The sequence below is a fragment of the Arthrobacter sp. SLBN-53 genome, from assembly GCF_006715585.1.
GTDB classification, from domain to species: Bacteria; Actinomycetota; Actinomycetes; order Mycobacteriales; family Mycobacteriaceae; genus Mycobacterium; species Mycobacterium neoaurum_A.
This window is the reverse complement of the sequence record NZ_VFNN01000001.1, coordinates 1,350,167-1,374,999: the sequence shown is the minus strand read 5'-3', so window position 1 is coordinate 1,374,999 and position 24,833 is coordinate 1,350,167. Positions and strand designations below refer to the sequence as shown.

General features: G+C 68.2%; 18 protein-coding genes. 12 read left to right on the top strand and 6 right to left on the bottom strand.

Annotated features, from left to right (window positions below; translation table 11 throughout):
• The first annotated feature begins 88 nt into the window (after window positions 1–88).
• Together FBY28_RS06495 and FBY28_RS06490 are read left to right on the top strand one after the other, a co-directional pair.
• Entirely contained in the window at window positions 89–1,258 is a 1,170-nt protein-coding gene (locus FBY28_RS06495) for a metallophosphoesterase family protein (RefSeq protein ID WP_141865258.1), read from the top strand.
• The gene (locus FBY28_RS06490) at window positions 1,255–3,918 is read left to right on the top strand and encodes an AAA family ATPase (RefSeq protein WP_141865255.1); all 2,664 of its coding nucleotides are present in this window, start codon (window positions 1,255–1,257) and stop codon (window positions 3,916–3,918) included. The genes FBY28_RS06495 and FBY28_RS06490 overlap by 4 nt, the downstream gene beginning before the upstream one ends.
• Window positions 3,919–3,928: 10 nt before the next feature.
• On the opposite strand, the gene FBY28_RS06485 is transcribed toward FBY28_RS06490, so the two are convergent.
• Together FBY28_RS06485 and FBY28_RS06480 are read right to left on the bottom strand one after the other, a co-directional pair.
• Window positions 3,929–5,281, bottom strand: a complete 1,353-nt coding sequence (locus FBY28_RS06485) for an LLM class flavin-dependent oxidoreductase (protein ID WP_141865253.1) — start codon at window positions 5,279–5,281, stop codon at window positions 3,929–3,931.
• A 75-nt stretch (window positions 5,282–5,356) separates the two neighbouring features.
• A complete protein-coding gene (locus FBY28_RS06480) occupies window positions 5,357–6,559 on the bottom strand; it encodes an acyl-CoA dehydrogenase family protein (RefSeq protein WP_141865251.1) in 1,203 nt (400 codons plus the stop codon).
• A gap of 112 nt (window positions 6,560–6,671) precedes the next feature.
• Here FBY28_RS06480 and FBY28_RS06475 point away from each other — a divergent pair, with 112 nt between their 5' ends.
• The gene (locus FBY28_RS06475) at window positions 6,672–7,928 is read left to right on the top strand and encodes an alpha/beta hydrolase (RefSeq protein WP_141865249.1); all 1,257 of its coding nucleotides are present in this window, start codon (window positions 6,672–6,674) and stop codon (window positions 7,926–7,928) included.
• Here FBY28_RS06475 and oppA read toward each other — a convergent pair.
• Genes oppA through oppB form a run of 4 tightly spaced genes read right to left on the bottom strand, consistent with a single transcriptional unit; the run spans window position 7,918 to window position 13,293 of the window.
• The gene (oppA, locus tag FBY28_RS06470; RefSeq protein WP_141865247.1) at window positions 7,918–9,582 is read right to left on the bottom strand and encodes an oligopeptide ABC transporter substrate-binding protein OppA; all 1,665 of its coding nucleotides are present in this window, start codon (window positions 9,580–9,582) and stop codon (window positions 7,918–7,920) included. The two genes, FBY28_RS06475 and oppA, sit on opposite strands and share 11 nt — an antisense overlap.
• Before the next feature lie 11 nt (window positions 9,583–9,593).
• Window positions 9,594–11,438 (bottom strand): oligopeptide ABC transporter ATP-binding protein OppD, encoded by a 1,845-nt coding sequence (gene oppD / locus FBY28_RS06465; protein WP_141865244.1) that lies wholly within the window; start codon window positions 11,436–11,438, stop codon window positions 9,594–9,596.
• Window positions 11,435–12,319, bottom strand: coding sequence for an oligopeptide ABC transporter permease OppC (gene oppC, locus FBY28_RS06460; RefSeq protein ID WP_019510530.1), 885 nt, complete (start codon window positions 12,317–12,319; stop codon window positions 11,435–11,437). The genes oppD and oppC overlap by 4 nt, the downstream gene beginning before the upstream one ends.
• Window positions 12,316–13,293: an oligopeptide ABC transporter permease OppB gene (gene oppB, locus FBY28_RS06455; RefSeq protein ID WP_141865242.1), complete on the bottom strand. Its 978-nt coding sequence runs from the start codon at window positions 13,291–13,293 to the stop codon at window positions 12,316–12,318. Before oppB ends, oppC begins: the two co-directional genes overlap by 4 nt.
• A 125-nt stretch (window positions 13,294–13,418) precedes the next feature.
• Here oppB and FBY28_RS06450 point away from each other — a divergent pair, with 125 nt between their 5' ends.
• From FBY28_RS06450 to FBY28_RS06410, 9 genes are all read left to right on the top strand, one after another.
• Window positions 13,419–13,673 (top strand): hypothetical protein, encoded by a 255-nt coding sequence (locus FBY28_RS06450; RefSeq protein ID WP_141865240.1) that lies wholly within the window; start codon window positions 13,419–13,421, stop codon window positions 13,671–13,673.
• 121 nt (window positions 13,674–13,794) lie between these two features.
• Window positions 13,795–14,499: a response regulator transcription factor gene (locus FBY28_RS06445; RefSeq protein ID WP_167305506.1), complete on the top strand. Its 705-nt coding sequence runs from the start codon at window positions 13,795–13,797 to the stop codon at window positions 14,497–14,499.
• On the top strand, window positions 14,496–16,034 hold the full coding sequence (locus tag FBY28_RS06440) for a sensor histidine kinase (RefSeq protein ID WP_141865238.1): 1,539 nt from the start codon (window positions 14,496–14,498) through the stop codon (window positions 16,032–16,034). The genes FBY28_RS06445 and FBY28_RS06440 overlap by 4 nt, the downstream gene beginning before the upstream one ends.
• Before the next feature lie 52 nt (window positions 16,035–16,086).
• A complete protein-coding gene (locus tag FBY28_RS06435) occupies window positions 16,087–17,964 on the top strand; it encodes a glycosyltransferase family 39 protein (protein ID WP_141865236.1) in 1,878 nt (625 codons plus the stop codon).
• A 55-nt stretch (window positions 17,965–18,019) separates the two neighbouring features.
• On the top strand, window positions 18,020–19,240 hold the full coding sequence (locus FBY28_RS06430) for a bifunctional glycosyltransferase family 2/GtrA family protein (RefSeq protein ID WP_141865234.1): 1,221 nt from the start codon (window positions 18,020–18,022) through the stop codon (window positions 19,238–19,240).
• 28 nt (window positions 19,241–19,268) lie between these two features.
• Window positions 19,269–21,161: an ArnT family glycosyltransferase gene (locus tag FBY28_RS06425; RefSeq protein WP_141865232.1), complete on the top strand. Its 1,893-nt coding sequence runs from the start codon at window positions 19,269–19,271 to the stop codon at window positions 21,159–21,161.
• Window positions 21,162–21,315: 154 nt separating this feature from the next.
• On the top strand, window positions 21,316–22,245 hold the full coding sequence (gene cysD / locus FBY28_RS06420; protein ID WP_141865230.1) for a sulfate adenylyltransferase subunit CysD: 930 nt from the start codon (window positions 21,316–21,318) through the stop codon (window positions 22,243–22,245).
• Entirely contained in the window at window positions 22,245–24,095 is a 1,851-nt protein-coding gene (gene cysN, locus FBY28_RS06415) for a sulfate adenylyltransferase subunit CysN (RefSeq protein WP_141865228.1), read from the top strand. Before cysD ends, cysN begins: the two co-directional genes overlap by 1 nt.
• On the top strand, window positions 24,092–24,826 hold the full coding sequence (locus FBY28_RS06410) for a 3'(2'),5'-bisphosphate nucleotidase CysQ (RefSeq protein ID WP_141865226.1): 735 nt from the start codon (window positions 24,092–24,094) through the stop codon (window positions 24,824–24,826). The genes cysN and FBY28_RS06410 overlap by 4 nt, the downstream gene beginning before the upstream one ends.
• Window positions 24,827–24,833: the final 7 nt, after the last annotated feature.

Sequence of the window (24,833 nt, the reverse complement as noted above, 5' to 3'; positions counted from 1 at the left end):
ACCTCCCGGGACTTGTCGGGGGCCCGACCTAGACTCACCGCTGGGTCTTTTCCTGGACCGGGAGACGAACACGGAAGGGAGTGCACCGATGCGCTTTCTGCATACTGCCGACTGGCAACTCGGGATGACGCGCCACTTCCTCAGCGCAGCCGGTGGAGAAGCGCAGTCCCGCTACGGGGCCGCCCGGCGTGAGGCGGTCGCCGGGCTCGGTGCGCTGGCCGCGGAGGTGGGCGCCGAATTCGTCGTGGTGGCCGGTGACGTCTTCGAGGACAACCAGCTCTCACCGCGGGAGGTCAGCCTGGCGCTGGAGGCCATGCGTGCCATCGAGGTCCCGGTGTATCTGTTGCCCGGCAACCATGATCAGCTCGACGCCGGTTCGGTCTACACCAGCACGCTGTTTGCCGCCGAGCGCCCGGCGAATGTGACGGTTCTCGACCGGGACGGCGTGTTCCGGGTGCGCCCCGGTGTGGAGATCCTCGCTGCCCCATGGCGTTCCAAGGCCCCGACCACCGATCTGGCCGCCGCGGCCACCGCGGGTGTGGTTGCCGACGGCACGGTCCGGGTGCTGGTCGCGCACGGGGGTGTGGACGTCCTAGATCCCGATTCGTCCAAGCCGTCGCTGATCAGGTTGGCCGCGCTGGAGGAGACGCTGGCCGCCGGCGCGGTGCACTATGTGGCGTTGGGGGACAGGCACTCTCGGACCGAGGTCGGCTCGACGGGACGCGTCTGGTACTCCGGCGCTCCCGAGGTGACCAATTACGACGATGTCGAGACCGACCCGGGACATGTCCTGGTGGTCGATATCGACGAGGACGATCCCGCCCATCCCGTGCAGGTCACCGCGCGCCGGGTCGGCAGGTGGCGCTTCATCACACTGCGCCACGATGTCAACGACGACCGTGATATCGCCGGGCTGGACATCAACCTCGACCAGTTACCCGATAAGGAGCGCACCGTGGTGCGTTTGGTGCTGACTGGATCGCTGACCATCGGGCACAAGGCCGAACTCGACGACTGCCTCGATCGCTACGCCCGGTTGTTCGCCTCGCTGCGCACCTGGGACCGGCATTGTGACCTGGCAGTGCTGCCCGCCGACGGCGAGTTCGACGAGCTGTCGATCGGCGGTTTCGCCACCGGGGCCGTGCAGGAGTTGGTCGCCGCCGCGCGCGCCGACGGTACCGATGCCGACGACGCGCGCTCGGCGCTGGCATTGCTGCTGCGCCTGAGCGTGCCGCACGGACAGGGGAATGTCGCGTGAAGCTGCATCGGCTCACCCTCACCAACTATCGCGGCGTGCTGCACCGCGACATCGAATTCCCCGAGCGTGGTGTCGTGGTGGTCAGCGGTGCCAACGAGGTCGGCAAGTCCTCGATGATCGAGGCGTTGGACCTGTTGCTGACCGTCAAGGACCGTTCGTCGAAGAAGGAGGTCAAGGCGGTCAAGCCGACCCACGCCGACGTGGGTGCCGAGGTCAGTGCCGAGATCTCCACCGGGCCATACCGATTCATCTATCGCAAACGTTTCCACAAGAAGGCCGAGACCGTGCTCACCGAGCTGGCGCCGACCCGTCGCCAGCTGACCGGGGACGAAGCCCATGACCGGGTGTTGGCGATCCTCGACGCGACTGTCGATACCGCGCTCTGGCAGGCGCAGCGGGTGCTGCAGGCCTCGGCGACCGCACCGGTCGACCTCTCGGGCTGCGATGCCCTGTCGCGGGCACTGGATGTGGCGGCCGGCGCGGCAGACGGTGCCGCCGAGGTCTCCGACGCCCCCGGCGGGCCGGCCGGTGATGCCGATCCGCTGTTGATCGACAAGATCGAGCGCGAGTACCTGGAGTACTTCACCGCGACCGGCAGGCCGACCGGAGTCTGGGCGGCCGCCACGTCTCGGTTGCGCACGGCAGACGATGCCGTGGCCCGATGCACCGCCGCGCTGCACGAGGTCGAGCAGGCCGTCGCCCGGCACGCGGTGCTGACCACGGAGTTGTCCGGGCTGGCCGAGCGGATCAGCACCGCCCAGGCGCGGCGCGGCGCGGCGCAGCAGTCCGCCGAGGCCGTCCGTACTCTGGCGGCCGCCCGGGATACCGCCAAGTTGCTGTCCGAGGCCGCCGGTGCCGCGCACAGCGCGGCGGCCGCCGCCGTGACCGAACGCCGTCGTTTGCGCATCGATATCGACGAAAGATCGACTGTGGCAGCGGAACTGGTGGCGACTGCGGCCGAATCCGCGCAGGCGCATCGGTTGGCGGGTGAGGTGGTCGAGGCTGCCGAAGCCGAAGCCGAGCAGGCCGACGCCCTCGCCGCGGCCGCCGCCGCGGCCGTCGACACCGCACGAACCGAACTGGCCGCATGCGTGGCCCGTGACGAGGCGGCAAGGCTCGCCACGCGGATCGCCAAGCTGGACAGCGTGACCGGTGAGCTCGCCGGCATCGAAGGTGAGTTGGCCGCCAATCCGATGACCGACGCCCTGGTCAAGGACATCGACATCGCGGCCCGCGCGGTGGAGCGCGCCGCGGGCCGGGCCGAACTGGCCTCGGCGCACGTGGAACTCGTCGCGCTGGGCGATATCACCGTGCGCGTCGGCGACACGGCCGTCGACCTGGCCGCCGGTACGGACTGGGGCGCCGCGATCGCCGAGCCCACCATGATCGAGGTGCCAGGGGTACTGCGCGCCCGGGTGTCACCGGGTGCCGATGCGCTGCAGACCCATGCCGAACTGGATGCCGCGCAGCGGGTGCTGGCACAGCTACTCGAGCGGGCCACAGTTGCCGATGTGGCGGCAGCCCACGCCCTCGACGAGCGCCGCCGCGAGCTGCGTGCCGCGCGGTCCGCCGCCCAGGCCACGGTCGCCGCGCTCACCGACCACGAGACCGCGGCGCAGTTGCGCGCTCGCCATGCCGAGTTGACCGCCGGCCGGCCGCCGGCAGGATCCGAGGCCACGGGTCATCTGGGCGACACCGATACCGCGCGCGCCGCGCTTACCGATGCCGTGTCGGCGCACACCGCAGCGGTCGAGCAGGCGACCCTGCGGCGCAACGTGGTCGCCGCGGCCACCGCGAAATGCAATGACGCCGCCGTTGCCGCCGGGATGCTGCGGCAGAAGCTCGAAGGTGTACAGGCCGAGCTGGACGCGGCCACCCAGCGGTTGACGGTCGCGCGGATGGCCGCGACCGACGAACAGCTGAGCCTGCAGGCCGAGGCCGATGCCGAACGGGCAGGCCGGGCGGCCGCGGAGCTGGCCCGCCTCGAGGGCGAACTGGCCGCAGCGCAGCCGGATATCGTTGCCGCAGAACTCCGATCGGCCACCGCGGCGTTGGAGGCCCTGCTGGGTGAGCGCGAGACCGTGGCCACCGCACTGGCCGAGATCTCCGCTGCGCTCAAGGTCTACGGCAGTCAGGGACGCCGCGGCGAGCTGGATGCCGCCGAGGCCGAACGTGAGCACGCCCACGGCGAGTTCCTGCGGGTCGGTCGTCGCGCCCGCGCGGCGGCGTTGTTGCGTACCGTCATGATGCGCCATCGTGAGTCGGCCCGGCTGCGCTATGTCCAGCCGTTCCGGACCGAGATCGAGCGGCTGGGGCGGTTGGTGTTCGGGCCGGACTTCGAGGTCGATATCGACACCGATCTGACCATCCGCAGCCGCACGCTGGCCGGCACCACCGTCGGCTACGAATCTCTCTCCGGCGGCGCGAAGGAACAGATGGGTATCGTCGCGCGGCTGGCCTGCGCCTCGCTGGTGGCCAAGGAGGACACGGTGCCCGTCGTCATCGACGACGCGCTCGGCTTCACCGACCCCGAGCGGTTGACCAAGATGGCCGCGGTGTTCGACGCCGTCGGCGGCGACGGTCAGGTGATCGTGCTGACCTGCAGCCCCGACCGGTACGCCGCCATCGACGACGCCCAGCTGATCGAGCTGACCGCCTAGTTGTCGTGACCTAGGCGACCGCCTCCACCCGGCCTGCTCCGGCCGACGCGGTATCGAGGCCGAGGTGCTCGCGCAGGGTGTCACCGGTGTACTCGCTGCGGAACAACCCGCGCCGCTGCAGCTCGGGCACGACGTAGTCGACGAAATCGTTGAAGGTGCCCGGACTCTGGGCGGCCGACACCATGAAGCCGTCGGCCTCGCCCGCGCTGAACGACTCCTCGATCTGATCGGCGACCTGGGTGGCGGTACCGACGAACTGTGGCAGCAGCACCCCCTGGGCATACCACTTGCCGATATCGCGCAAGGTCAGGTTGTCCCGGTTGGCCACCCGCCGGGCGGTGTCGAACAAGCCCTGGGTTCCGGTCACCTGGACATCCTCGACGGGTGCGTCCAGGTCGTATCTGGAGAAGTCGTGGTCGGTGTGCACACTCAGCGTGATCAGACCGGAAATCGGATCGGCCAGCTCGTTGTGGAACGCCTGCTTCTCGCGGGCGATCGACTCGGTCTCGCCGATGAACGGGATGAATGCCGGGAAGATCAGCACCTGATCGGGGTTGCGGCCGAAATTGCTTGCCCGCGACTTGATGTCGTCATAGTAGGCGCGCCGGCCCTCCGGGGTGGGGTCGATCTCGAAGATGGCCTCGGCCCATCGGGCCGCGAAGTCCCGGCCGGTGTTCGACGAGCCGGCCTGGATGAGCACCGGGCGACCCTGCGGGGATCGGGGCACGTTCAGCGGGCCGCGGGTGCGGAAGAATTTTCCGTCGTGCTCGACGCGGCGGATCTTGTCGGGGTCGGCGAACACACCGGTGCCCTTGTCGACGACCAGCGCATCGGGATCCCATGAGGACCACAAGTCCAGGGTGGCGCGCAGGAACTCCTCGGCGCGCTCGTAACGGAGTTCGTGATCGAGGTGGCTGTCCTGCCCGAAGTTCTGGGCCTCACTGGCCGTCAAGGAGGTCACGATATTCCACGCCACCCGCCCTCGGGTGAGGTGATCGAGGCTGGCGAAGATGCGTGCCAGTTCGTAGGGATGAAAGAAGGTGGCGGACTTGGTGATCGCCACGCCCAGCTTGGAGGTCACCGCTCCGATGCTGGCCGCGACGATCGAGGGGTCCAGGGTGGCGGTCGCCTGCGTGCCGCGACGCAACGGCTCGGTGATATCGCGACCGTACTGGGCCGGGGCGGCCAGCAGATCGGCGAAGAACACGAAGTCGAACTTGCCGCGCTCCAGTATCCGCCCGATGCGGTGGTAGTACTCGGGGCTGGTGAAGTCGGTGTCACTGCCCGGGTGACGCCACGCGGCGTGCGAGTGGGTCACCTGGGATGCGATCTGGAATCCGCCGAGGTGCAGTTGCTTGGGCATGATTGGGTCACCTTTCCGTGCGATTTGTGGAGCGCCACCCGCGCTGAGCGCGGGTGGCGCTCCACAAATCGCTGATCAGAAGTATGCGTTGGCGGGCAGCGGCGCGTCGTGCAGCAGGTTCTGCCCGATGGCACGTGCCTTCAGCCCGACCGGGTTGTGCAATGTGATGGTGCGGATGTTGCGCCAGTGCCGGTCGAGGTTGCGGGTCCGGCTGGCGGCGCTGGCTCCGCCGAGCTCGAGCAGCCGGGACGCGGCGTCCGGGGCGATGGTGTCCAGATGCACCTTGACCTTGGCCACCCGCAGTTGCGCCTCGGCGGCCAGTTCGGCGTCCGGGACACCGTTGATCTCCGAATCGGTGGCCGCACCGATGGCCGCGGCGGCGTCCAGCACCGCGATGCGTGCCACGTGCGCGGTACTGGCGAGCTCGCCGAGCTGACGCTGCAACAGCGGGTCGTCGGTCGGGCTCTCGGCAACGGCGTGGCTGAAGCTGCGCTGCCGGGAGCGCAGCAGCGCCACGCCGTCATCGACCACATTGGCCAGTACCCCGGCCACCACGGCATGGATGTAGAGCTGCAGTGAGGCGTACTGCACGGTCGGGACCGGCTCGGCGTCATAGGGGGTGTCGGCCAGCACCTCGTCCTCGGCCACCGCGACACCGGTGAATGTGGTGGTCCCGGTGCCGGTCCGGCGCTGACCGAAACCGTCCCAGTCGTCGATGATCTTGACTCCTGGCCGGTCGGCGGGCACCACCACGGTGGCCACCGAATCGTGGTCGGTGGTGGCGGTCGCGGTCAGATAGTCGGCGAACAGCGTGCCGGTGCTGTAGTACTTCTCACCGTCCAGACGGAATCCGCCCTCGGGGTGGGGCAGCAGGCGGGTGTTGAACACCAGGCTGCCGACGGCATTGCCGCCCTTTTCGCTGAAGGCGTTGCCGAAGATCTTGCCCGCGACCGCCAGGTCCAGCCAACTGCGGGATTGCGCGCGCAGCCGCTCCTCGACGAACCAGAAGTGCGCCCGGAAGATGTGGGCGACAATCGGATCGGCACGGGCGACGTCGATCACGGCCGAAAACAGCTGGGGCACGGTCAGGCCCGCGCCTCCGAGCTCCTTCGGCAGGCGCAGGGTGCCGAAACCGGCCCGCTTCAACGCCGCTACCTGATCAAATGGATTCTCGTCGTTGAGGTCTCGGTCACGGGATCCGGCTCCGATGGTACTCAGCAGATCGGCCCATTCGGGTGTTCCCGGCAGGATGTGGTGGGTGTTCTCGACGGTCGTCATGCCTCAGTAGTACCGAGGGAGCCCCGATGCCCGCACGGCTTGTGCTCACCACGATCCTGAGAACGGGCTCCGCGGACTCACATGAACGGCGCGCGGGGCACAATGAACAACGATGACCTCCACCGCGCGCCGCCGGGCCCACGACAGGCTTGCCGCCCTGGCGGGTGTGCGAGCCATCCGACGGCCCGTTCTCGCCGGTGCCGCCGGTGCCGGCTGTGCCGGCGATGAGTTCGACCTGCACTACGTGCGGGCGGGCCGCAAATCCGCTCGTCCGATCGTCGTCATCCCCGGTGGGCCCGGGGCCGCCTCGGTGGCTCTTTATCGGGCCTTTCGCAGGAAGGCCGCCCACGCCGGTCTGGACGTCATCATGGTCGAGCACCGGGGGATCGGTTTGTCCCGACAGGACGACGATGGCCGCGACCTGCCGCCGGAGGCGATGACCGTCGATGCCGCGGTCGACGATATCGCCGCCGTACTCGACGATGCCGGGGTCGAGGCCGCCCACATCTACGGCGCGTCCTACGGGACCTATCTGGCCGCCGGGTTCGGTGTTCGGCACCCGGGACGTGTCGCGGGCATGGTGCTGGATTCCCCGCTGCTGTCCGCCGACGATATCGCCGAGGTGCGCGCCCACGTCCGCGCGGTGTTGTGGGACGGCCAACCGGGCACCGAGGAACTCGCGGCCATGATCCGCGAGCTGGTGGCCCGTGGTGACTTCGGGCCGACCGCGGTGCTGCGCGCGACGGGTCTCTACGAACTGGCCGGACCCGACGTGTTGCGCCGCCAACTTGAGCTGCTGGTGAACGGCCACGATTGGTTGTGGGCGGCCGTCGGGCTGGGGACCCGGCTGATGCTCGAGCGGGAGACGGCCTTTCACCACGAGCCAGATCTGGTCGAGCGCATCGCCTATCGCGAGTTGAACTACGGTGCCGAGCCCGATGGTTTGCCGCTGGATCCCGCCGTCGCGTTGCGCGAGGTCGCGCTCGGGGATCCCGAATTCGCGGCCGAGCCCTACGATCTGATTGCGGCGATGCCCGGCTTCTCCTGGCCCACCGCGGTGCTTTCGGGCGGCCGCGACCTCACCACACCGCCCGCGGTCGCGCGCCGGATCGCCGGACTCATCCCGGACGCGACGCTGGTGGACCTGCCGACCGCCGGGCACAGCATGTTGGACACCCGCGAGCGGGCCGCGTTGCGGGTCTGCCGCGCCGTCAGCGCGGGCGAGACGGGTGAGCTCGCGTCCCGGGCGGCCGAACTCGACGCGCTCCCGGCCAATCGCAGCATCCGACTGCTGGTGCGCGGCGTCGAACTGGCCGCCAAGGCAGAAGGTGTGGTGCCCGACGGGGCACCGCGCCTGGCTACTTCATGAAGCCCATCGTCGAGTAGTTGATATCCCCGATGCCGGTCGGGCCGTAGTTGGCCAGATTGCTGCGCACCGCCATGTTGCCGGGGGCCTGGAACAGCGGCAGACTGTGCCCGACGTTCCAGATCAACTTGTCCAGCTCGTTTGCCTCTTCACGGGCCTTGGCCGGGTCGAGCTCGGCCAGTGTCTGCTCGATCTTGGCGTCGATCTCCGCGCTGCCGATCTTGCCGTAGTTGCTCTCACCGCCGGAGGCGTAGATCTGGGTGAGGCTCGCCAGCGGAAAAGCATCTCCGCCCCAGGCGAATTGGGCGATATCGAAATTCCCGGTGGTGACGTACTTGGGGAACAGATCGCCGCCGGCGGCGGGCACCAACTCCAGGTTGACCCCGATCTGGGCCAGCTGGTTCTGCGCGATCTGTGCCACGGCGCGGGTGCTCTGTCCGTCGTAGAAGACGTTGCGGATCTTGAGCTGGCGGCCGTCCTTCTCCCGGAACTGGCCGTTCATTTTCCAGCCGAGGGAGTCGAGATCGGCCTTGGCCGCTTCCGGATCGAAGGCGATGCTGTTGTCCTGGTAGCCCTCCTGGCCGGCCAGGTAGATGTGGTTGTTCAGCGCCGCCGGGGTATCGGCCAGCCCGCGTTGGGTGACCTGGGCGATGGCCTGGCGGTCCAGCCCCTTGGCGATCGCGGTGCGCAGTCCGGGGTCGGACAGGATCGCGCCGTCGGCGCCGTTCATGGTGAGGTGGTACCAGTTCGGGGCGGGGGCGCGGCGGATCGTGACACCGGGGGTGCGCCTGGCGTTCTCCAGATCGTCGAGGGAACCCAATCCGGCGGCGTCGAGGGCATTGTTCTGCAGGGCCGGGATCACCGCGGCATCATCGAGCACGGAATAGGTGATGGAGTCCAGCAGTGGCGGGGTGCCCCACCATTTCGGGTTGCGGGTCAACACGATCCGCTGCGCGGCCCGGTCCACCGTGCTGATCATGAAGGGCCCGGCCGATGCCGACGGGCCGTTGAGGAAGCCCCGGTTGAATGCCTCCGGGTCGGAGGTGACGGACTTGGGCGCCAGCATCGCGTTACCGGCGAACATCCCGCGCCAGTCGGCGAAATGCTTGCTGAAGGTGATGACGGCCTGGCGGTCGTCGACACCCTTGGTCACCGATTCGACCCGCTCGCTGCCGTTCGGCGAGGCGAACAGGAAGCGCTTGTCCTTACCGCTGGTGGCGTTGATCTGGGCGGCCATGTCCTCCCAGGTGATGGGCGAGCCGTCGGTCCACACCGCCTTGGGGTTGATCGTGTAGGTCACCACCTGCGGGTCGGTGCTGGTGAGTTCGACGTCGGTGAAGTAGTCGCTGTTGACCGTCATCTGGCCATCGGGCTTGATGACGAAGGCCCGCGGCAGGGTGGCGCGCAGCATCCTGCCGAGCTCGCCGAGGTTGCCGTCGACGTGTAGATAGTTGAAGTTGGGCGGGAATCCGGTCAGCGGAAGACGCAGGTTGCCGCCCTGTTGCAGGGTCGCCGGGTCCTGCGGGTTGATATCGGCGGTGGCGCCGATCTCGGCATTCCCGCCCGCCGAGGGCACCGAGGTGTCGGGGCTGGAACAACCGGTCAGGGCCAGCGCCGCCACGGACGCCACGGCGAGCAGACGCGAAATCGCACTCATGCGATCTGACTCTAACGGTGATCGGGTGCGGGGCGGGGGACCGCCGACAACAGACGACGCGTGTACTCGTGCTGGGGGTCGGTGAAAACCTGTTCGCTGTCGCCCTGCTCCACGATGCTGCCCCGATGCATGACGGCCACCCGATGGGCGAGATGACGCACCACCGACAGGTCGTGGGAGACGAACAGATACGCCAACCCGAACCGCTCCTGCAGGTCCAGCAGCAGGTTGATGATGCCCGCCTGGATCGACACGTCCAGCGCCGACACCGGTTCGTCGAGCGCGAGGATCTTCGGTTGCAGGGCCAGGGCCCTGGCGATGCCGATGCGTTGCTTCTGCCCACCGGAGAAGTCGGCCGGGTAGCGGCCGGCATCCGCGCGCCGCAGCCCGACCAGCCCCAACAGCTCGGCGACCCGGTCCTGGGTATCGGCTTTGCCGAAGCCGTTGGCACGCAGTGGTTCTGCCAGGACATCGAACACCGGCATGCGGGGATCCAGGGATGCCACCGGATCCTGGAAAACCACCTGCAGGTCACCGCGCAGGGCACGCCGGCTCCGGCGATCCAGGGTGGCGACGTCGGTACCGAGAATCTCGATACGACCGGACTCCGGTGCGCTCAGATCGAGGATCTGGTGCAGGGTGGTCGACTTGCCGGAACCGGACTCGCCGACGATGCCCAGCGTGCGGCCCTGCTCCAGGTCGAAGCTGACGCGATCGACGGCGCGCACCTCACCGATCCGCCTGCGTAGCACCACCCCCTTGGTCAGGGTGTAGGTCTTGGTCAACTCACGCACCGACAACACGATGTCGCCGATCTCGGCAGGCACCGTCGGGTCGGTCGGCTCGGCAGGCGTCGGCGCCCCGTAGATCTGCGCGGCGCTGCGGCCTGCGACCTGCTCGTGCCTGATGCAGGCGACCTGATGCGCGGGTCCGACGGTGACCAATTCCGGTTCGGCGCTGCCGCATTCGTCGACGGCCAGCGGGCAGCGCGGCATGAACGGACAACCGTCGGGCAGTGCGGCCAATGACGGGGGAGCACCCGGTATCGGCACCAGCCGTTCGCCCCGTGGCGCATCCAATCGGGGAACCGATCCGAGAAGTCCTGCGGTGTAGGGCATTCGGCGGTCGGCGTAGAGCCGGTCGACCGGGGCGGTCTCGACCGCGCGCCCGGCGTACATCACCAGGGCCCGGTCGGCGAACTCGGCGACGACCCCCAGGTCATGGGTGATGATCAGCACCCCGGCCCCGGTGACATCACGCGCCGTGCGCAGCACATCGAGGATCTGCGCCTGCACGGTCACATCGAGTGCAGTGGTGGGTTCGTCGCAGATCAACAGGTCGGGATCGTTGGCTATCGCGATCGCGATGACCACCCGTTGCCGCTCACCGCCGGACAGTTCGTGGGGAAACGCCCTGGCGCGCCGGTCCGGTTGGTTGATCCCGACGAGCTCGAGCAACTCGACGGCACGGCTGCGGGCTTTCCTGGCGTCGGTATCGCCCTGGTGGATCCGGATGGCCTCGGCGATCTGGTCACCGACGGTGTACACCGGCGTCAGGGCGGACATCGGATCCTGGAAGACGGTACCGATGCGTGCGCCCCGGATCCGCGACATCTCGGTGTCGCCGAGTCCGATCAGTTCCTGGCCCTGTAGCCGCACCGACCCGGACACGGCGGCGAATTCGGGCAGCAACCCGACGACGGCCATTGCACCGGCGGATTTACCAGCTCCCGATTCCCCGACCAGGGCGACCACCTCACCGGCCGCCACCGTGTAGTTCAGGCCGCGGACCGCCGCGACAGTCTCGGTCTCACCGGGGAATTCGACGCGCAGATCGCGCACCTGCAACAGCGTCATGCCCGCCGCCTCCCCGGTCGGGCCGCCGGGTCCAGCGCATCGCGCAGGCCGTCGCCCACCAGGTTCGCGCACAGCACGATCAGCACCAGCACGCCGGCGGGGAACAGGAACACCCACGGGAATGTGGTGACCGACCTGGTGCCGTCGGCGATCAGTGTGCCCAGCGACACATCGGGGGGCTGCACACCGAAACCGAGGAAGCTGAGCCCGGTTTCGGCGAGGATCGCCAGCCCGACATTGAGGGCGGTGTCGATGATCAGGATGGAGGCCACATTCGGCACGATGTGGCGGACGATGATCCGCCAGTTCGGGACACCCATATAGCGTGCGGCCGCGACGAATTCGCGTTCCCGCAGGCTCATCGTCATCCCGCGCACGATGCGTGAACTGATCATCCAGGAGAAGCAGGCCAGCAGCACGATGAGCCACAGAATGGAGCCCGATTCCCTGGTCCGTGGTGTGACGATGGCGATCAGCAGGAAGCTCGGCACCACCAGCAGCAGGTCCACGATCCACATCAGGGTGCGGTCGCGCCAGCCACCGAAGTACCCCGCGATCGCACCGACGGTGGCGGCGATGATCGTCGAGATGAACGCCACCGCCATCCCGATCAGCAGGGACTTCTGCATGCCGCGCAGAGTCTGGGCCAGCAGGTCCTGGCCGATGGCGTTGGTGCCGAACCAGTGCGTGGTGGACGGAGGTTGCTGCAGCGCGTAGTAGTCCAAATCGGTGTGCGAGTAGGGCAGCAACGGCGGCAGCAGCCAGCAGCCCGCGAAAAGCAGGCACAGCACGGCGACCGCGACGACGGCGGGCCGGTTGCGCAGGAACCGGCGCAGCACCAGGGTGCGACGTGAGACGAACTGATAGTCGGTATCGGTCACGAGACACGCACCCGGGGGTCGAGGGCGGCGTAGATGATGTCCGAGAGCAGACCGGCCAGCAGGATCGTCACGCCGGTGAACACCGTGATGGCCACCACGATGTTCGTGTCCTGGGTGCTGATGCCCTGGATCACCCACTCGCCCATGCCATGCCAGCCGAAGATCTTCTCCACGAAGACCGCCCCGGTGAACAGTCCGCCCACGCTGTAGGCGAACAGCGTGGCCATCGGGATCAGGGCGGTCCGCAAGCCGTGTTTGAACAGCGCCTGGCGTCTGGTGAGCCCCTTCGCCCGCGCGGTCCTGATGAAATCCTGCCCGAGCACGTCGAGCATGGCGTTGCGCTGGTACCGGCTGAAGCCGGCGATGGCGGCCAGTGCGAGGGTGAAGGTGGGCAGCACCAGATGCTGTAACCGGTCGACGAGTTGATTCCAGAATCCGCCCACCGCATCGGACGACGTTTCCCCGGTGTATTCGAACAACTGCACACCCAGGACCGAATTGACCTTCAGAGCGCCCAGGATCAGCAGGTTGGCGACGACGAAGGTGGGCGCGCTGAGGATCAACAGCGACACCAGCGTGATGGCGCGGTCGGAGAATCGGTACTGCCGGATGGCGCCCCACGCCCCGACCACCACGCCGATCACGGTGCCCAACACCGATCCGATCAGCACCAGCCGCAGGCTCACCCCGATGCGCCGCCACAGTTCCTCGCTGACGGGCTGGCCGGTGACGGTCGTTCCGAAGTCACCGCGCACCGCACCGGAAACCCAGTCCAGGTAGCGGACCGGGATCGGCTTGTCCAGGTTCAGCTCGGCAGCTTTGGCGTCGATGACGGCCTGCGGCGGGCGCGGGTTGCGTTCCAGCAGGCTGTCCAGCGGCGAGAAGGTCAGCGAGGTCAGCGTGAACGTCAGCACCGAAGCCAGGGCCAGCAGGATGGCGTAGTTCAGCAGCCGACGCATCAGGAAGCGGGTCATGCGGTGGCTCCGCCGCGGTGCTGCATCCCGACAGGTTAGGAGATCTGCCCGGTCCAGGTGCGTTGACCCATGTCCGGCGCGTCGAACTGGTTTTCGCGGGCCGGGCCGCGGGTAGTCCTTTGCCCATGACATCCAACAAGCTGAAGCTGATCTTTGCCGGTGCGGGGGTGGGTGCTGTGCTGGGGATGGCGGGCCTGACGGTTGCCACCCAGATGCCCACGCTGAGCGCCGAGCCCACCGAACCGACGGCCGTCACCACCCCGAGCTCCTCGGAGCCTGCGGCGTGGCCGCCCACCGATGGTGCGGCGCCCGAGGCGGGGCCGGCGCCAGAGGAGACGGTCATCCCGACCACGACCACCACGCTCCCGCCCGCCCCCTGACCCTGACTTTCATAGCGGGCTCACAGGAACGGCACATGTCGCGCCCACCCGGGCGTCGATAATGGAAGGCATGTCCCCCTCAGCCCGCGGGTCGGCCCACGACGCTCCGGTGCGCGCGACGATGCGCAGAGCCGACGGCAAGCCGATCCAGGTGCTGGTTGTCGACGACGAGCCGGTGCTGGCCGAGTTGGTGTCGATGGCCCTGAGATACGAGGGGTGGGACATCGCCACCGCAGGCGACGGCGCCGCGGCCATCGCACTCGCGCGCGACAACCCACCGGACGTCGTGGTGCTCGATGTGATGCTTCCCGATATGAGCGGTCTGGATGTGCTGCGATCGCTGCGCGAGCGCCAGCCAGGGCTGCCGCTGCTGCTGTTGACCGCCAAGGATTCGGTCGAGGATCGCATCGCCGGCCTCACCGCCGGAGGCGATGATTACGTCACCAAGCCGTTCAGCATCGAAGAAGTGGTGCTGCGTCTGCGCGCGTTACTGCGCCGAACCGGAGTCGCCGACGATGCCAGCGATGCCCAGTTGGTCGTCGGCGACCTCATCCTCGATGAGGACAGCCACGAGGTCAGCCGGGGCGGCGAGCCGATCACCCTGACCGCCACCGAATTCGAGTTGTTGCGATTCATGATGCGCAACGCCAAGCGCGTGCTCAGTAAGGCGCAGATTCTCGACCGGGTGTGGAGCTACGATTTCGGCGGCCGGTCCAATATCGTCGAACTCTACGTTTCCTACCTGCGTAAGAAGATCGACAGCGGGCGCGAGCCCATGATCCACACCCTCCGCGGAGCCGGTTACGTCCTGCGCCCGCCGCGATGAGACGGGTCTTCACCCCGCAAGCCTGGTCGCTGGGTACGCGCCTGGTGGTCACTCTGGTCACCTTGCTGGCGGTTGTCTGTGTCACCATCGGCGTGGCCAGTGAGTTTGCGTTGCAACGCTTTCTGATGAATCAGCTGGACGGTCAGGTGGTCGAGGCGGCCAATCGCTCGGCGGCCATCCTGGAGCTGCCGCCGCCGTTCTACCGCTTTCCTTCGCGACCGGGAAGCGTCCCACCCGGGTCGGAGGTGTCCGGGAACCCGAACCCGTTCCGATTCGATCCCGAACGAGGCCCCGGCCCGGGCTTCCTCAACGCGCCCGGTCAGGCCATTCACACGGTGGGCGTGGTGACCGGTGGCGGCCGCACCGATGCGGGTGTCATCACCGCGGCCGGGTCGACCGCCGATATCAGCTCTGCCGCAACAGAACAGCTGACGGCGGTTCCTCCGAGCCAGGTGCCCGTGAGTCTGAAGATCGATGGATTGGGCTCCTATCGGGTGATCGCGATACCCGCCCGGCACGGCCCGCAGACGCTCATCGTCGGACTACCCACCGCCGTCGTCGACGACACCCTGCTGTGGGTACTGGTGATGTTCTGCGCGGTATCGGCGATCGCGCTTGCCGCGGCGACGATCGTCGGAAGTATGATCATCCGACGACAGATGGCGCCGCTGGAACGGGTGGCGGCGGCGGCCCGCGATGTCGCCGACCTCGAACTCGATACCGGTGAGGTGCGCCTGCCGTCGACCATCGTCGCGGTGGACCCGGTCAGTGCGCACACCGAGGTCGGTCAGCTCAGCGCGGCGCTCAACCGGATGCTCAACCGCATCGCCGCGGCGCTGCGGGCGCGCCACGACAGCGAGACCAGGGTGCGGCAATTCGTCTCCGACGCCAGCCATGAGCTTCGCACCCCGCTGGCCGCCATCCGCGGGTATACCGAACTGGCCCAGCGCAAGAGCGCCGAGTTACCGAATGACGTCGCGCATGCGATGAACCGGGTGGAATCCGAGACACGGCGGCTGACCACGCTGGTGGAGGACATGCTGTTGCTCGCCCGCCTCGACGAGGGCCGACCGCTGGAAAGTGAACCGGTGGATCTGGCCCAGGTGGTACTCGATGCCGCCGGTGACGCGCATGCCGCCGGCCCCGATCACGATTGGACGCTGGACCTGCCCGATGAGCCGGTGTATGTCACCGGCGATCGGGCCAGGCTGCATCAGGTGCTGACCAATCTGCTCACCAATGCCCGGGTGCACACGCCTGCGGGAACGACGGTGACGACGTCGGTCGCGACGGCAGGCACGGGCGAGGTCGTGTTGACCGTGGCCGACGACGGACCCGGTATCCCGAATGCGTTGCAGCCGGAAGTGTTCGAACGGTTCGCCCGCGGTGACTCGTCGCGGTCGCGCCGCGGCGGCAGCACCGGCCTCGGGCTGGCCATCGTCGCCGCCGTCGTCAAGGCCCACCGCGGCCGGCTGGAACTGCACAGCGTGCCCGGCGAGACCCGGTTCGTGGTCACTCTGCCGGCTCATAGCTGAGGCACAGCAAGCTCAAATCGGCCGCGTAGCCACGGTTGTCACGATGAGGGTGATGACTGCCGTCCGGAGTGCCCCGCAACGAATTGCTCTCGGTGCCCTGCTGGGCCTCACCGGAGCGCTCTACCTGTGGAATCTGTCGGTCAGCGGCTGGGCCAACACGTTCTACGCCGCCGCCGTGCAGGCGGGTAGCCAGAACTGGACGGCGTTGCTGTTCGGGTCCAGTGACCCCGCCAACGCCATCACCGTCGACAAGACGCCCGCGGCGCTGTGGGTGATGGGTCTGTCGGCGCGGATCTTCGGATTCAACTCGTGGTCGCTGCTGGGACCGCAGGCGTTGATGGGCGTCGCGTCGGTGGCCCTGGTGTACGCGTCGGTGCGCAGGGTCAGTGGCCCGGTGGCCGCCTGGTTGGCCGGCGCCGCACTCGCGGTGACGCCGGTGGCCACGCTGATGTTCCGCTTCGACAATCCCGACGCCCTGCTGGTGCTGCTGCTGGTGGCCGCCGCCTACTGTGTGCAGCGCGCCTGCGAGCCCGATGCCGGACGGTGGTGGTTGGTGGGCGTCGGCGTGCTGTGCGGATTCGCCTTCCTGGCCAAGATGATGCAGGCATTTCTGGTACTGCCGGCCTTCGCGGTCGGCTACCTGGTGTGCGCGGCGGTTCCGCTGTGTACCCGGCTGCGGCGGCTGGCCGCGGCAACGGCGGCACTGGTGGTGGCAGGTGGTTGGTATCTGGTGTTGGTCGAGTTGTGGCCCGCCGCCGAGCGGCCGTATATCGGTGGCTCGCAACACAACAGCATCGTCGAACTCGCGCTCGGCTACAACGGTGTGAGCCGGTTGACCGGCGCGCAGGCCGGCGGATTGGGCAACCCGAACTTCGATGTGGGGTGGGCGCGACTGGTCGGTCCGGGCATGGGCGCCGAGATCGGCTGGCTGCTGCCTGCGGCGCTGATCGGCATGGTCGCCGGATTCGTGGTCTGCCGACGCGCGCCCCGCACCGATCCGGCGCGGACGGCGCTGATCGTCTGGGGTGGTTGGCTGGTGGTGACGGCCGGGGTGTTCAGCTTCGCCAACGGCATCGTGCACCCGTACTACACCGTCGCGCTGGCGCCCGCGGTGGCCGTGTGCGCCGCCGTCGGTGCAGATCTGTTGTGGCGCAACCGCGTCGAACTCTGGTGCCGATGGGTGATGGCCGCCATGGTGGCAGGCACAGCGGGACTGGCCTTCGTGCTGCTGGCCCGGCTGCCGGATTGGCTGCCATGGTTGCGGTGGCTGATCGTGGTGGCAGGCGCGATCGCGGTGGTACTGGTGGTGACGCGCACGCTCGCACCGGTCGCGGCCGTCCTGGCCGTGGCCTGTGCGCTCGCCGGGCCCACCGCGTATTCGGTCGCCACCGCGCTCACCCCGCACACCGGGGCGATCCCGACGGTGGGGCCCGCACACTCCGGCCCGCCGTTCGGCGGATCGTTCCCGGGTCCGCCGCCGGACCGGCACGGTGAGGGTGGTCCGGGCCGCGGGGGCCCACCACCGTTCGAGGGTGGGTCGTTCGGGGCTGGATCTTTCGGGGGCGGACTGTTCGCGGCCCCGACACCCGGACCCGACCTCGTCGCCCGGCTGAGGGACGATGCCGAGGGCTACACCTGGCCGGCTGCGGTGGTCGGCTCGACCAACGCGGCGGGTTACCAACTGGGCGCCGACGTGCCGGTGCTCGCAGTGGGGGGTTTCAACGGCACGGATCCCGCGCCGACCCTGGAGCGTTTCAGGCAGCTGGTGGCCGACGGCCGGATTCACTACTTCATCGATGCGCACCTGATGGGTGGCCGCGGTGAGCACGCGGGCAGCCACGACGCGGCCGATATCACCGACTGGGTACACCGCAGTTACGCCCCGGTTACCGTTGGCGGCACCGTCATCTACGACCTGACGGACTCATAGCGTGCACACAGGTCGGTCCCACCGGCGGCACACTCTGAGATCCGACGATGGGGACATGACAGACACCGTCTCCGTTGCGCTCCCCAGCGCCGTCCAGGTCGGTCGCGATACCGACATCCCCGTCGTCGACGTCGTGGTCCCGGTGTACAACGAGCAGGCAGCCCTGCAGAGGTCGGTGCGCAGGCTGCACCAGCACCTACAGGACAGCTTCACCTTCCCCGTCCGGATCACCATCGCCGACAATGCCAGCACCGACGACACCCCGCGCATCGCGGCGGACCTGGCCGCCGAACTCCCCGGTGTGCGGGTCGTCCGGCTCGACGAGAAGGGCCGCGGCCGGGCACTGCACCACGTCTGGTCACTCTCGGATGCCCCGGTGCTGGCCTACATGGATGTGGACCTGTCCACGGATCTGGCCGCCTTCGCACCGCTGATCGCGTCGCTGATATCCGGGCACTCCGACCTGGCCATCGGCACCCGGCTCAACCGCAGTTCACGGGTGGTGCGCGGGGCCAAACGCGAGTTCATCTCGCGCTGTTACAACCTGATACTCAAATCGACTCTGCGCGCACACTTCTCGGACGCCCAGTGCGGATTCAAGGCGATCCGCGCCGACGTCGCCCGTCAGCTGTTGCCCCATGTCCGCGACACCGGGTGGTTCTTCGACACCGAGCTGCTGGTGCTTGCCGAACGCAGCGGACTGCGGATTCACGAGGTGCCGGTGGACTGGGTGGACGATCCGGACAGCCGCGTCGACATCGTGGCGACCGCGAAGGCCGATCTGCTCGGTATCGGTCGACTGCTGCGTGGTTTCGCCGGGGGTAGCATCCCGATCAACTCCCTTGCCGCACAGCTCGGTTCACGCCGTGCCGCCGCACCGGGATCGTTGTTGCGGCAGACGGTCCGGTTCGCCGGAATCGGGGTGCTGTCCACCGTCGCCTACCTGGTGCTGTTCCTGGTGCTGCATCCGCTGCTCGGTGCGCAGCTGGCGAACTTCGCAGCGTTGCTGATCACCGCGATCGGTAACACCGCTGCCAACCGGCGCTTCACCTTCGGTGTCCGCGGATCGAAAGCCGTCGCCCGCCATCATGTCGAAGGGCTGATCGTCTTCGCTGTCGCGCTGGCGATCACCAGCGGTTCGCTGGCCGGGTTGCACGCCATCGCCGAGCATCCCGGCAAGGTGCTGGAGACCACCGTGCTGGTGGCCGCCAACCTCATCGCCACCGCTGCCCGCTTCGTCCTGTTGCGCGGCTGGGTGTTCCACCCCCGTCGCTGATCCATTCCACGAGCTGAGGACCGCCACAATGACATTGACAGTCGAAGAACCGAGCGCCACCACCGAGTCGGACAGCCCACGGGGCCGCTGGGAACGCCCGGGCCTGCTGGCCCTGCTGGTAAGCACCTCGGTGCTCTACCTGTGGGGGCTGGGATCTCACGGGTGGGGCAACAGTTTCTACGCCGCTGCGGCGCAGGCGGGAACTCAGGACTGGAAGGCCTGGCTGTTCGGTTCGCTCGATGCCGGTAATGCCATCACCGTCGACAAGCCGCCCGCCGCGATGTGGGTGATGGCGCTGTCGGGCAGGCTGTTCGGGTTCAACGAGTTCACCATGCTGCTACCGCAGGCGCTGATGGGCGTGGCGGCCGTCGCGGTGCTCTACTTCACCGTCCGTCGCAGCGCAGGTGCTGCCGCCGGTCTGATCGCGGGCGCCGCGTTGGCCATCACCCCGGTCGCGGTGGCGATGTTCCGGTACAACAACCCGGACGCATTGCTGGTGCTGCTCCTGGTGGTCGCCGCGTACTGCATGGTGCGGGCCACCGAGGGGGGCAGCACCCGTTGGGTGGCGCTGTCCGGGACCGCCCTGGGATTCGCCTTCCTGACCAAGATGTTGCAGGCATTCCTGGTGGTCCCGGGACTGGCGCTGGTATTCCTGATCGCCGCGCCCGTCCCGTTCTGGAAGCGCGTCCGATCATTGCTGGCCGGGGCGGCAGCCATGGTCGTCTCGGCGGGCTGGTACATCGCGTTGGTCAGCGTGTGGCCGGCGGATTCCCGGCCCTATATCGGCGGGTCGACCGATAACAACCTGCTGCAGTTGGCTTTCGGCTACAACGGCATCGACCGCATCGTCGGTCGGGGTCAGCCGGGCGGCGGACACGGCGCGGGGCCGGGCGACCCCGGTGCCGAGATGCATCAGTTCTTCGGCGGTCAGCCGGGAATCGGCAGGCTGTTCGGTTCGGCGATGGGCACCGAGGCGTCCTGGCTGCTGCCGGCCGCCCTATTCGGGCTTCTCGCCGTGCTGTGGGTGACGCGACGGGCCGGGCGGACCGATCCGGTGCGCGCCGCGGCGGTGCTGTGGGGTGGCTGGCTGCTGGTCACCGGTGTGGTGTTCAGCTTCATGGACGGCACCATCCACCCCTATTACACCGTGGCGCTGGCCCCGGCCGTGGCTGCGCTGGTGGGGATTTCGGTGGCCCAGTTGTGGCAGCGCCGGGCGCATCCCGCGGCGCGCATCACGCTGGCTCTGAGCCTGGCCGGTACCGGCGGGTGGACGTTCGTGCTGCTGTCCCGGCACGCGGACTGGTGGCCGGCGGTGCGGTGGACGGTGCTCGTCGCCTCGGTGGTGCTCGCGGTCGCCATCGCCGTCGGCGTGCAGAGGTTCGGCCGTGCCGGCGTCGCGGTCGTGGTGGCGGCACTGCTGGCCGGAGCGGGTGGCAGCGTCGCGTGGTCGGTGGCGACGGTCGCCGACGGCGGCAGCGGGGGACCGATGGCCACCGCCGGGCCCGCGATGCCGCGCGATATGGCCTTCCCGGGTGCCCCGAATGGGCTGGGTGGGCCGGGCAGGTCCATCCGGATGGGTTCGCATATCGAGGACACCGCGCTCGCCCAGATGGTGACCGGACTCGACAACCGGTGGGCAGCGGCGACGGTCGGCTCGATGCTGGCCGGTGACCTGGAGCTCAAGTCCGGTGCGTCGATCATGGCGGTCGGCGGTTTCTCCGGCGGGGACAACTCGCCCACCCTGCAGCAGTTCCGGCAGTACGTGGCCGACGGGCAGGTGCGCTACTTCCTCACCAGTGAGGCCTTCGGGATGCACCGGGAGCAGCGCGACGGCGCGGCGACCCAGATCACCGAGTGGGTGCAACAGCACTTCACCGCGGTGGACGTCGACGGCGTGCAGGTGTACGACCTGCAGCCCTGACCCGCGAGCAGACGCAAACCTGCCGGTATCGCACCGATATCGGCAGGTTTGCGTCTGCTCGCGCGGGGGAGCGTTGACAGCACCGGATCGCAGCGGTTTAATACTCAACCATGCTTGCAATTCTGGTCAAATCTACCAACTTTATGGAGATGTGATGACAGCGTCCGCCGATCTCGACCCGGCCGCCGCCCGGTACGAGCTGAGCCATCTACGCGCGCTGGAGGCCGAGGCCATCCACATCATCCGAGAGGTTGCCGCCGAGTTCGAGAAGCCGGTGCTGCTGTTCTCCGGCGGTAAGGACTCGATCGTCATGCTGCACCTGGCCATCAAGGCGTTCGCGCCGGGCCGGTTGCCCTTCCCGGTGATGCACGTCGATACCGGCCACAACTTCGACGAGGTCCTGCAGGTACGCGACGAATTGGTGGCCGAGCACGGGGTGCGCCTGGTGGTGGCCAGCGTGCAGGACGATATCGACGCCGGCCGCGTGGTCGAGACCATCCCGTCGCGCAACCCGATGCAGACCTTCACACTGCTACGGGCCATCCGGGAGAACAAGTTCGACGCCGCGTTCGGCGGCGCCCGTCGTGACGAGGAGAAGGCCCGGGCCAAGGAGCGGGTGTTCAGCTTCCGCGACGAGTTCGGTCAGTGGGACCCCAAGGCGCAGCGGCCCGAACTCTGGAATCTCTACAACGGCAGGCACAAGAAGGGTGAGCACATCCGTGCGTTCCCCATCTCGAACTGGACCGAGTTCGACATCTGGTCCTATATCGGGGCGGAGAAGATCACGCTGCCGTCCATCTACTACGCCCACCAGCGCCAGGTGTTCGAGCGCGACGGGATGCTGCTGGCGGTGCACAAGTTCATGCAGCCGCGCAAGGACGAACCGGTGATCGAGAAGACGGTGCGGTTCCGCACGGTCGGCGACGTCACCTGCACCGGTTGCGTGGAGTCGCTGGCCGGCACCGTGGCCGAGGTGATCGCCGAGACCGCCGTCTCCCGGCTGACCGAACGTGGCGCGACCCGCGCCGATGACCGAATCTCCGAAGCAGGTATGGAAGATCGCAAGCGCGAGGGGTACTTCTGATGGCCACTTTGTTACGCATCGCGACCGCAGGCTCCGTCGACGACGGTAAGTCGACGCTGATCGGTCGGCTGCTGTTCGACTCCAAGGCCGTCATGGAGGACCAGCTGGCCGCCGTCGAGCGGACCTCCAAGGAACGCGGAAACGACTACACCGACCTGGCTTTGGTGACCGACGGCCTGCGCGCCGAGCGGGAGCAGGGCATCACCATCGATGTCGCCTACCGCTATTTCGCCACGGCCAAGCGTAAATTCATCATCGCCGACACCCCGGGCCACGTGCAGTACACCCGCAACATGGTCACCGGTGCCTCGACGGCGCAGCTGGTGATCGTGCTCGTCGATGCCCGCCACGGCCTGCTCGAGCAGTCCCGCAGGCACGCCTTCCTCGCCTCGCTGCTCGGCATCCAGCACATCGTGCTGGCGGTCAACAAGATGGACCTGGTCGACTGGGATGAGGAGCGGTTCAACCAGATTCGCGATGACTTCCACGAGTTCGCCGCGCGTCTGGACATCCACGATGTCACGACCATCCCGATGTCGGCGCTCAACGGCGACAACGTCGTCACCAAATCGGATGTGGCGCCGTGGTACGAGGGCCCGGCCCTGCTGAACCATCTCGAAGAGGTGTATGTCGCCGGCGACCGCAATCTGGTCGACGTGCGATTCCCGGTGCAGTACGTCATCCGGCCGCAGACCCGTGAACACGCCGATCACCGCAGTTACGCGGGCACGGTGGCCGGTGGCGTGATGCGCGTCGGCGACGAGGTCGTGGTCCTGCCCGCCGGGAAATCCAGTCGCATCACCGAGATCGCCGGGCCCTCCGGACCGGTGGACGAGGCGTTCGCCTCGATGGCGGTATCGATCAGCCTCGCCGACGATATCGACATCTCCCGCGGTGACATGCTCGCCCGGCCCAACAATCAGCCCGATGTCAGCAGTGAGTTCGATGCGACGGTGTGCTGGATGGCCGACGGATCGGCGCTGGAGCCCGGCCGGGACTACATCATCAAGCACACCACCCGCACCACGCGGGCCCGGGTGTCGGCGCTGGACTACCGACTCGATGTCAACACTCTGCACCGAGACAAGAGCGCAACGGCGTTGAAGCTCAACGAACTCGGCCGCGTGACGCTGCGTACCCAGGTGCCGCTGCTGCTCGACGAGTACTCCCGCAATCCGGCAACCGGTTCGTTCATCCTGATCGACCCGGACACCAACGGCACCGTCGGGGCAGGCATGGTGCGCGATACCACCCCGGCCGCCAACCGGGCCGCCAGCCCGAACGCGGTGCGCCACCAGAACCTCGTCACCGCCGATGACCGGCTGTCGAAGGGGTCGACGGTCTGGTTCACCGGGTTGTCCGGCTCCGGGAAGTCCTCGGTCGCGATGCTCGTGGAGCAGAAGCTGTTGGCGGCGGGCCGTCCGGCCTATGTGCTCGACGGAGACAACCTGCGCCACGGGCTGAACGCCGATCTCGGTTTCTCGATGGACGACCGCGCCGAGAACCTGCGCCGGTTGGCCCATATCGCGACGTTGCTCGCCGATTCCGGTCAGATCGTGCTGGTCCCGGCGATCAGTCCGCTGGAGGCCCATCGTGAGCTCGCCCGCACCGTGCACGCCGAGCAGGGTTTCGACTTCTTCGAGGTGTTCTGCGACACCCCGCTGGAGGACTGCGAGCGCCGGGACCCGAAGGGTCTCTACGCTAAAGCTCGCCGTGGTGAAATCACCCACTTCACCGGCATCGACAGCCCCTACCAGCGGCCGAAGAACCCGGATCTGCGGCTCACGCCCGATCAGTCGCCGGAGGAGTTGGCCCAACAGGTGGTCGACCTGCTAAGCAGTCGGTCGTGACCGATCACGAGTTGGCGGCCCGGCTCGCCACCGAAGCAGGCGAACTGCTGCTCAGGGTTCGCGAGGAGTTCGCCGAGGCCGAGGCCAAGGATCGGAAGGCCGCGGGGGACAAGCGGTCCCACGACTTTTTGATGGCCGCGTTCGCCGAGCACCGACCCGATGATGCGGTGCTCTCCGAGGAGGGCGCCGATGACTTGGTCCGGCTGAACTCCGAACGGGTCTGGATCGTCGATCCGCTCGACGGGACGCGTGAGTTCTCCGAGCTCGGGCGTACCGACTGGGCCGTGCACGTGGCGCTCTGGGAGGGCGGTGAGTTGGTCGCCGGTGCGGTCGCGCTGCCCGCACAGGGTGTCACGCTGGCCACCCCGACGGTGGAGACCCCGGCCGCCGCGCCGGGTCCGCCCCGGGTGGTGGTCTCACGCACCCGCCCGCCTGCGGTGGCGCTGGCGGTCCGCGACGCACTGGGTGGGGTGCTCGTCGAAATGGGTTCGGCAGGAGCCAAAGTCGCCTCGGTGGTGCAGGGCATCTCCGATGTGTACGTGCACGCCGGCGGACAGTACGAGTGGGATTCGGCGGCCCCGGTCGCGGTCGCACGGGCCGCCGGGCTGTTCACCTCCCGCATCGACGGTTCACCGTTGGTCTACAACCAGTCCGATGTCTCGCTGCCCGACCTCATCGTGTGCCGTCCCGAGTTGGCCGAGGCGGTGCTGACGGTCACCAAGCTCGAGTGAGGGTTGG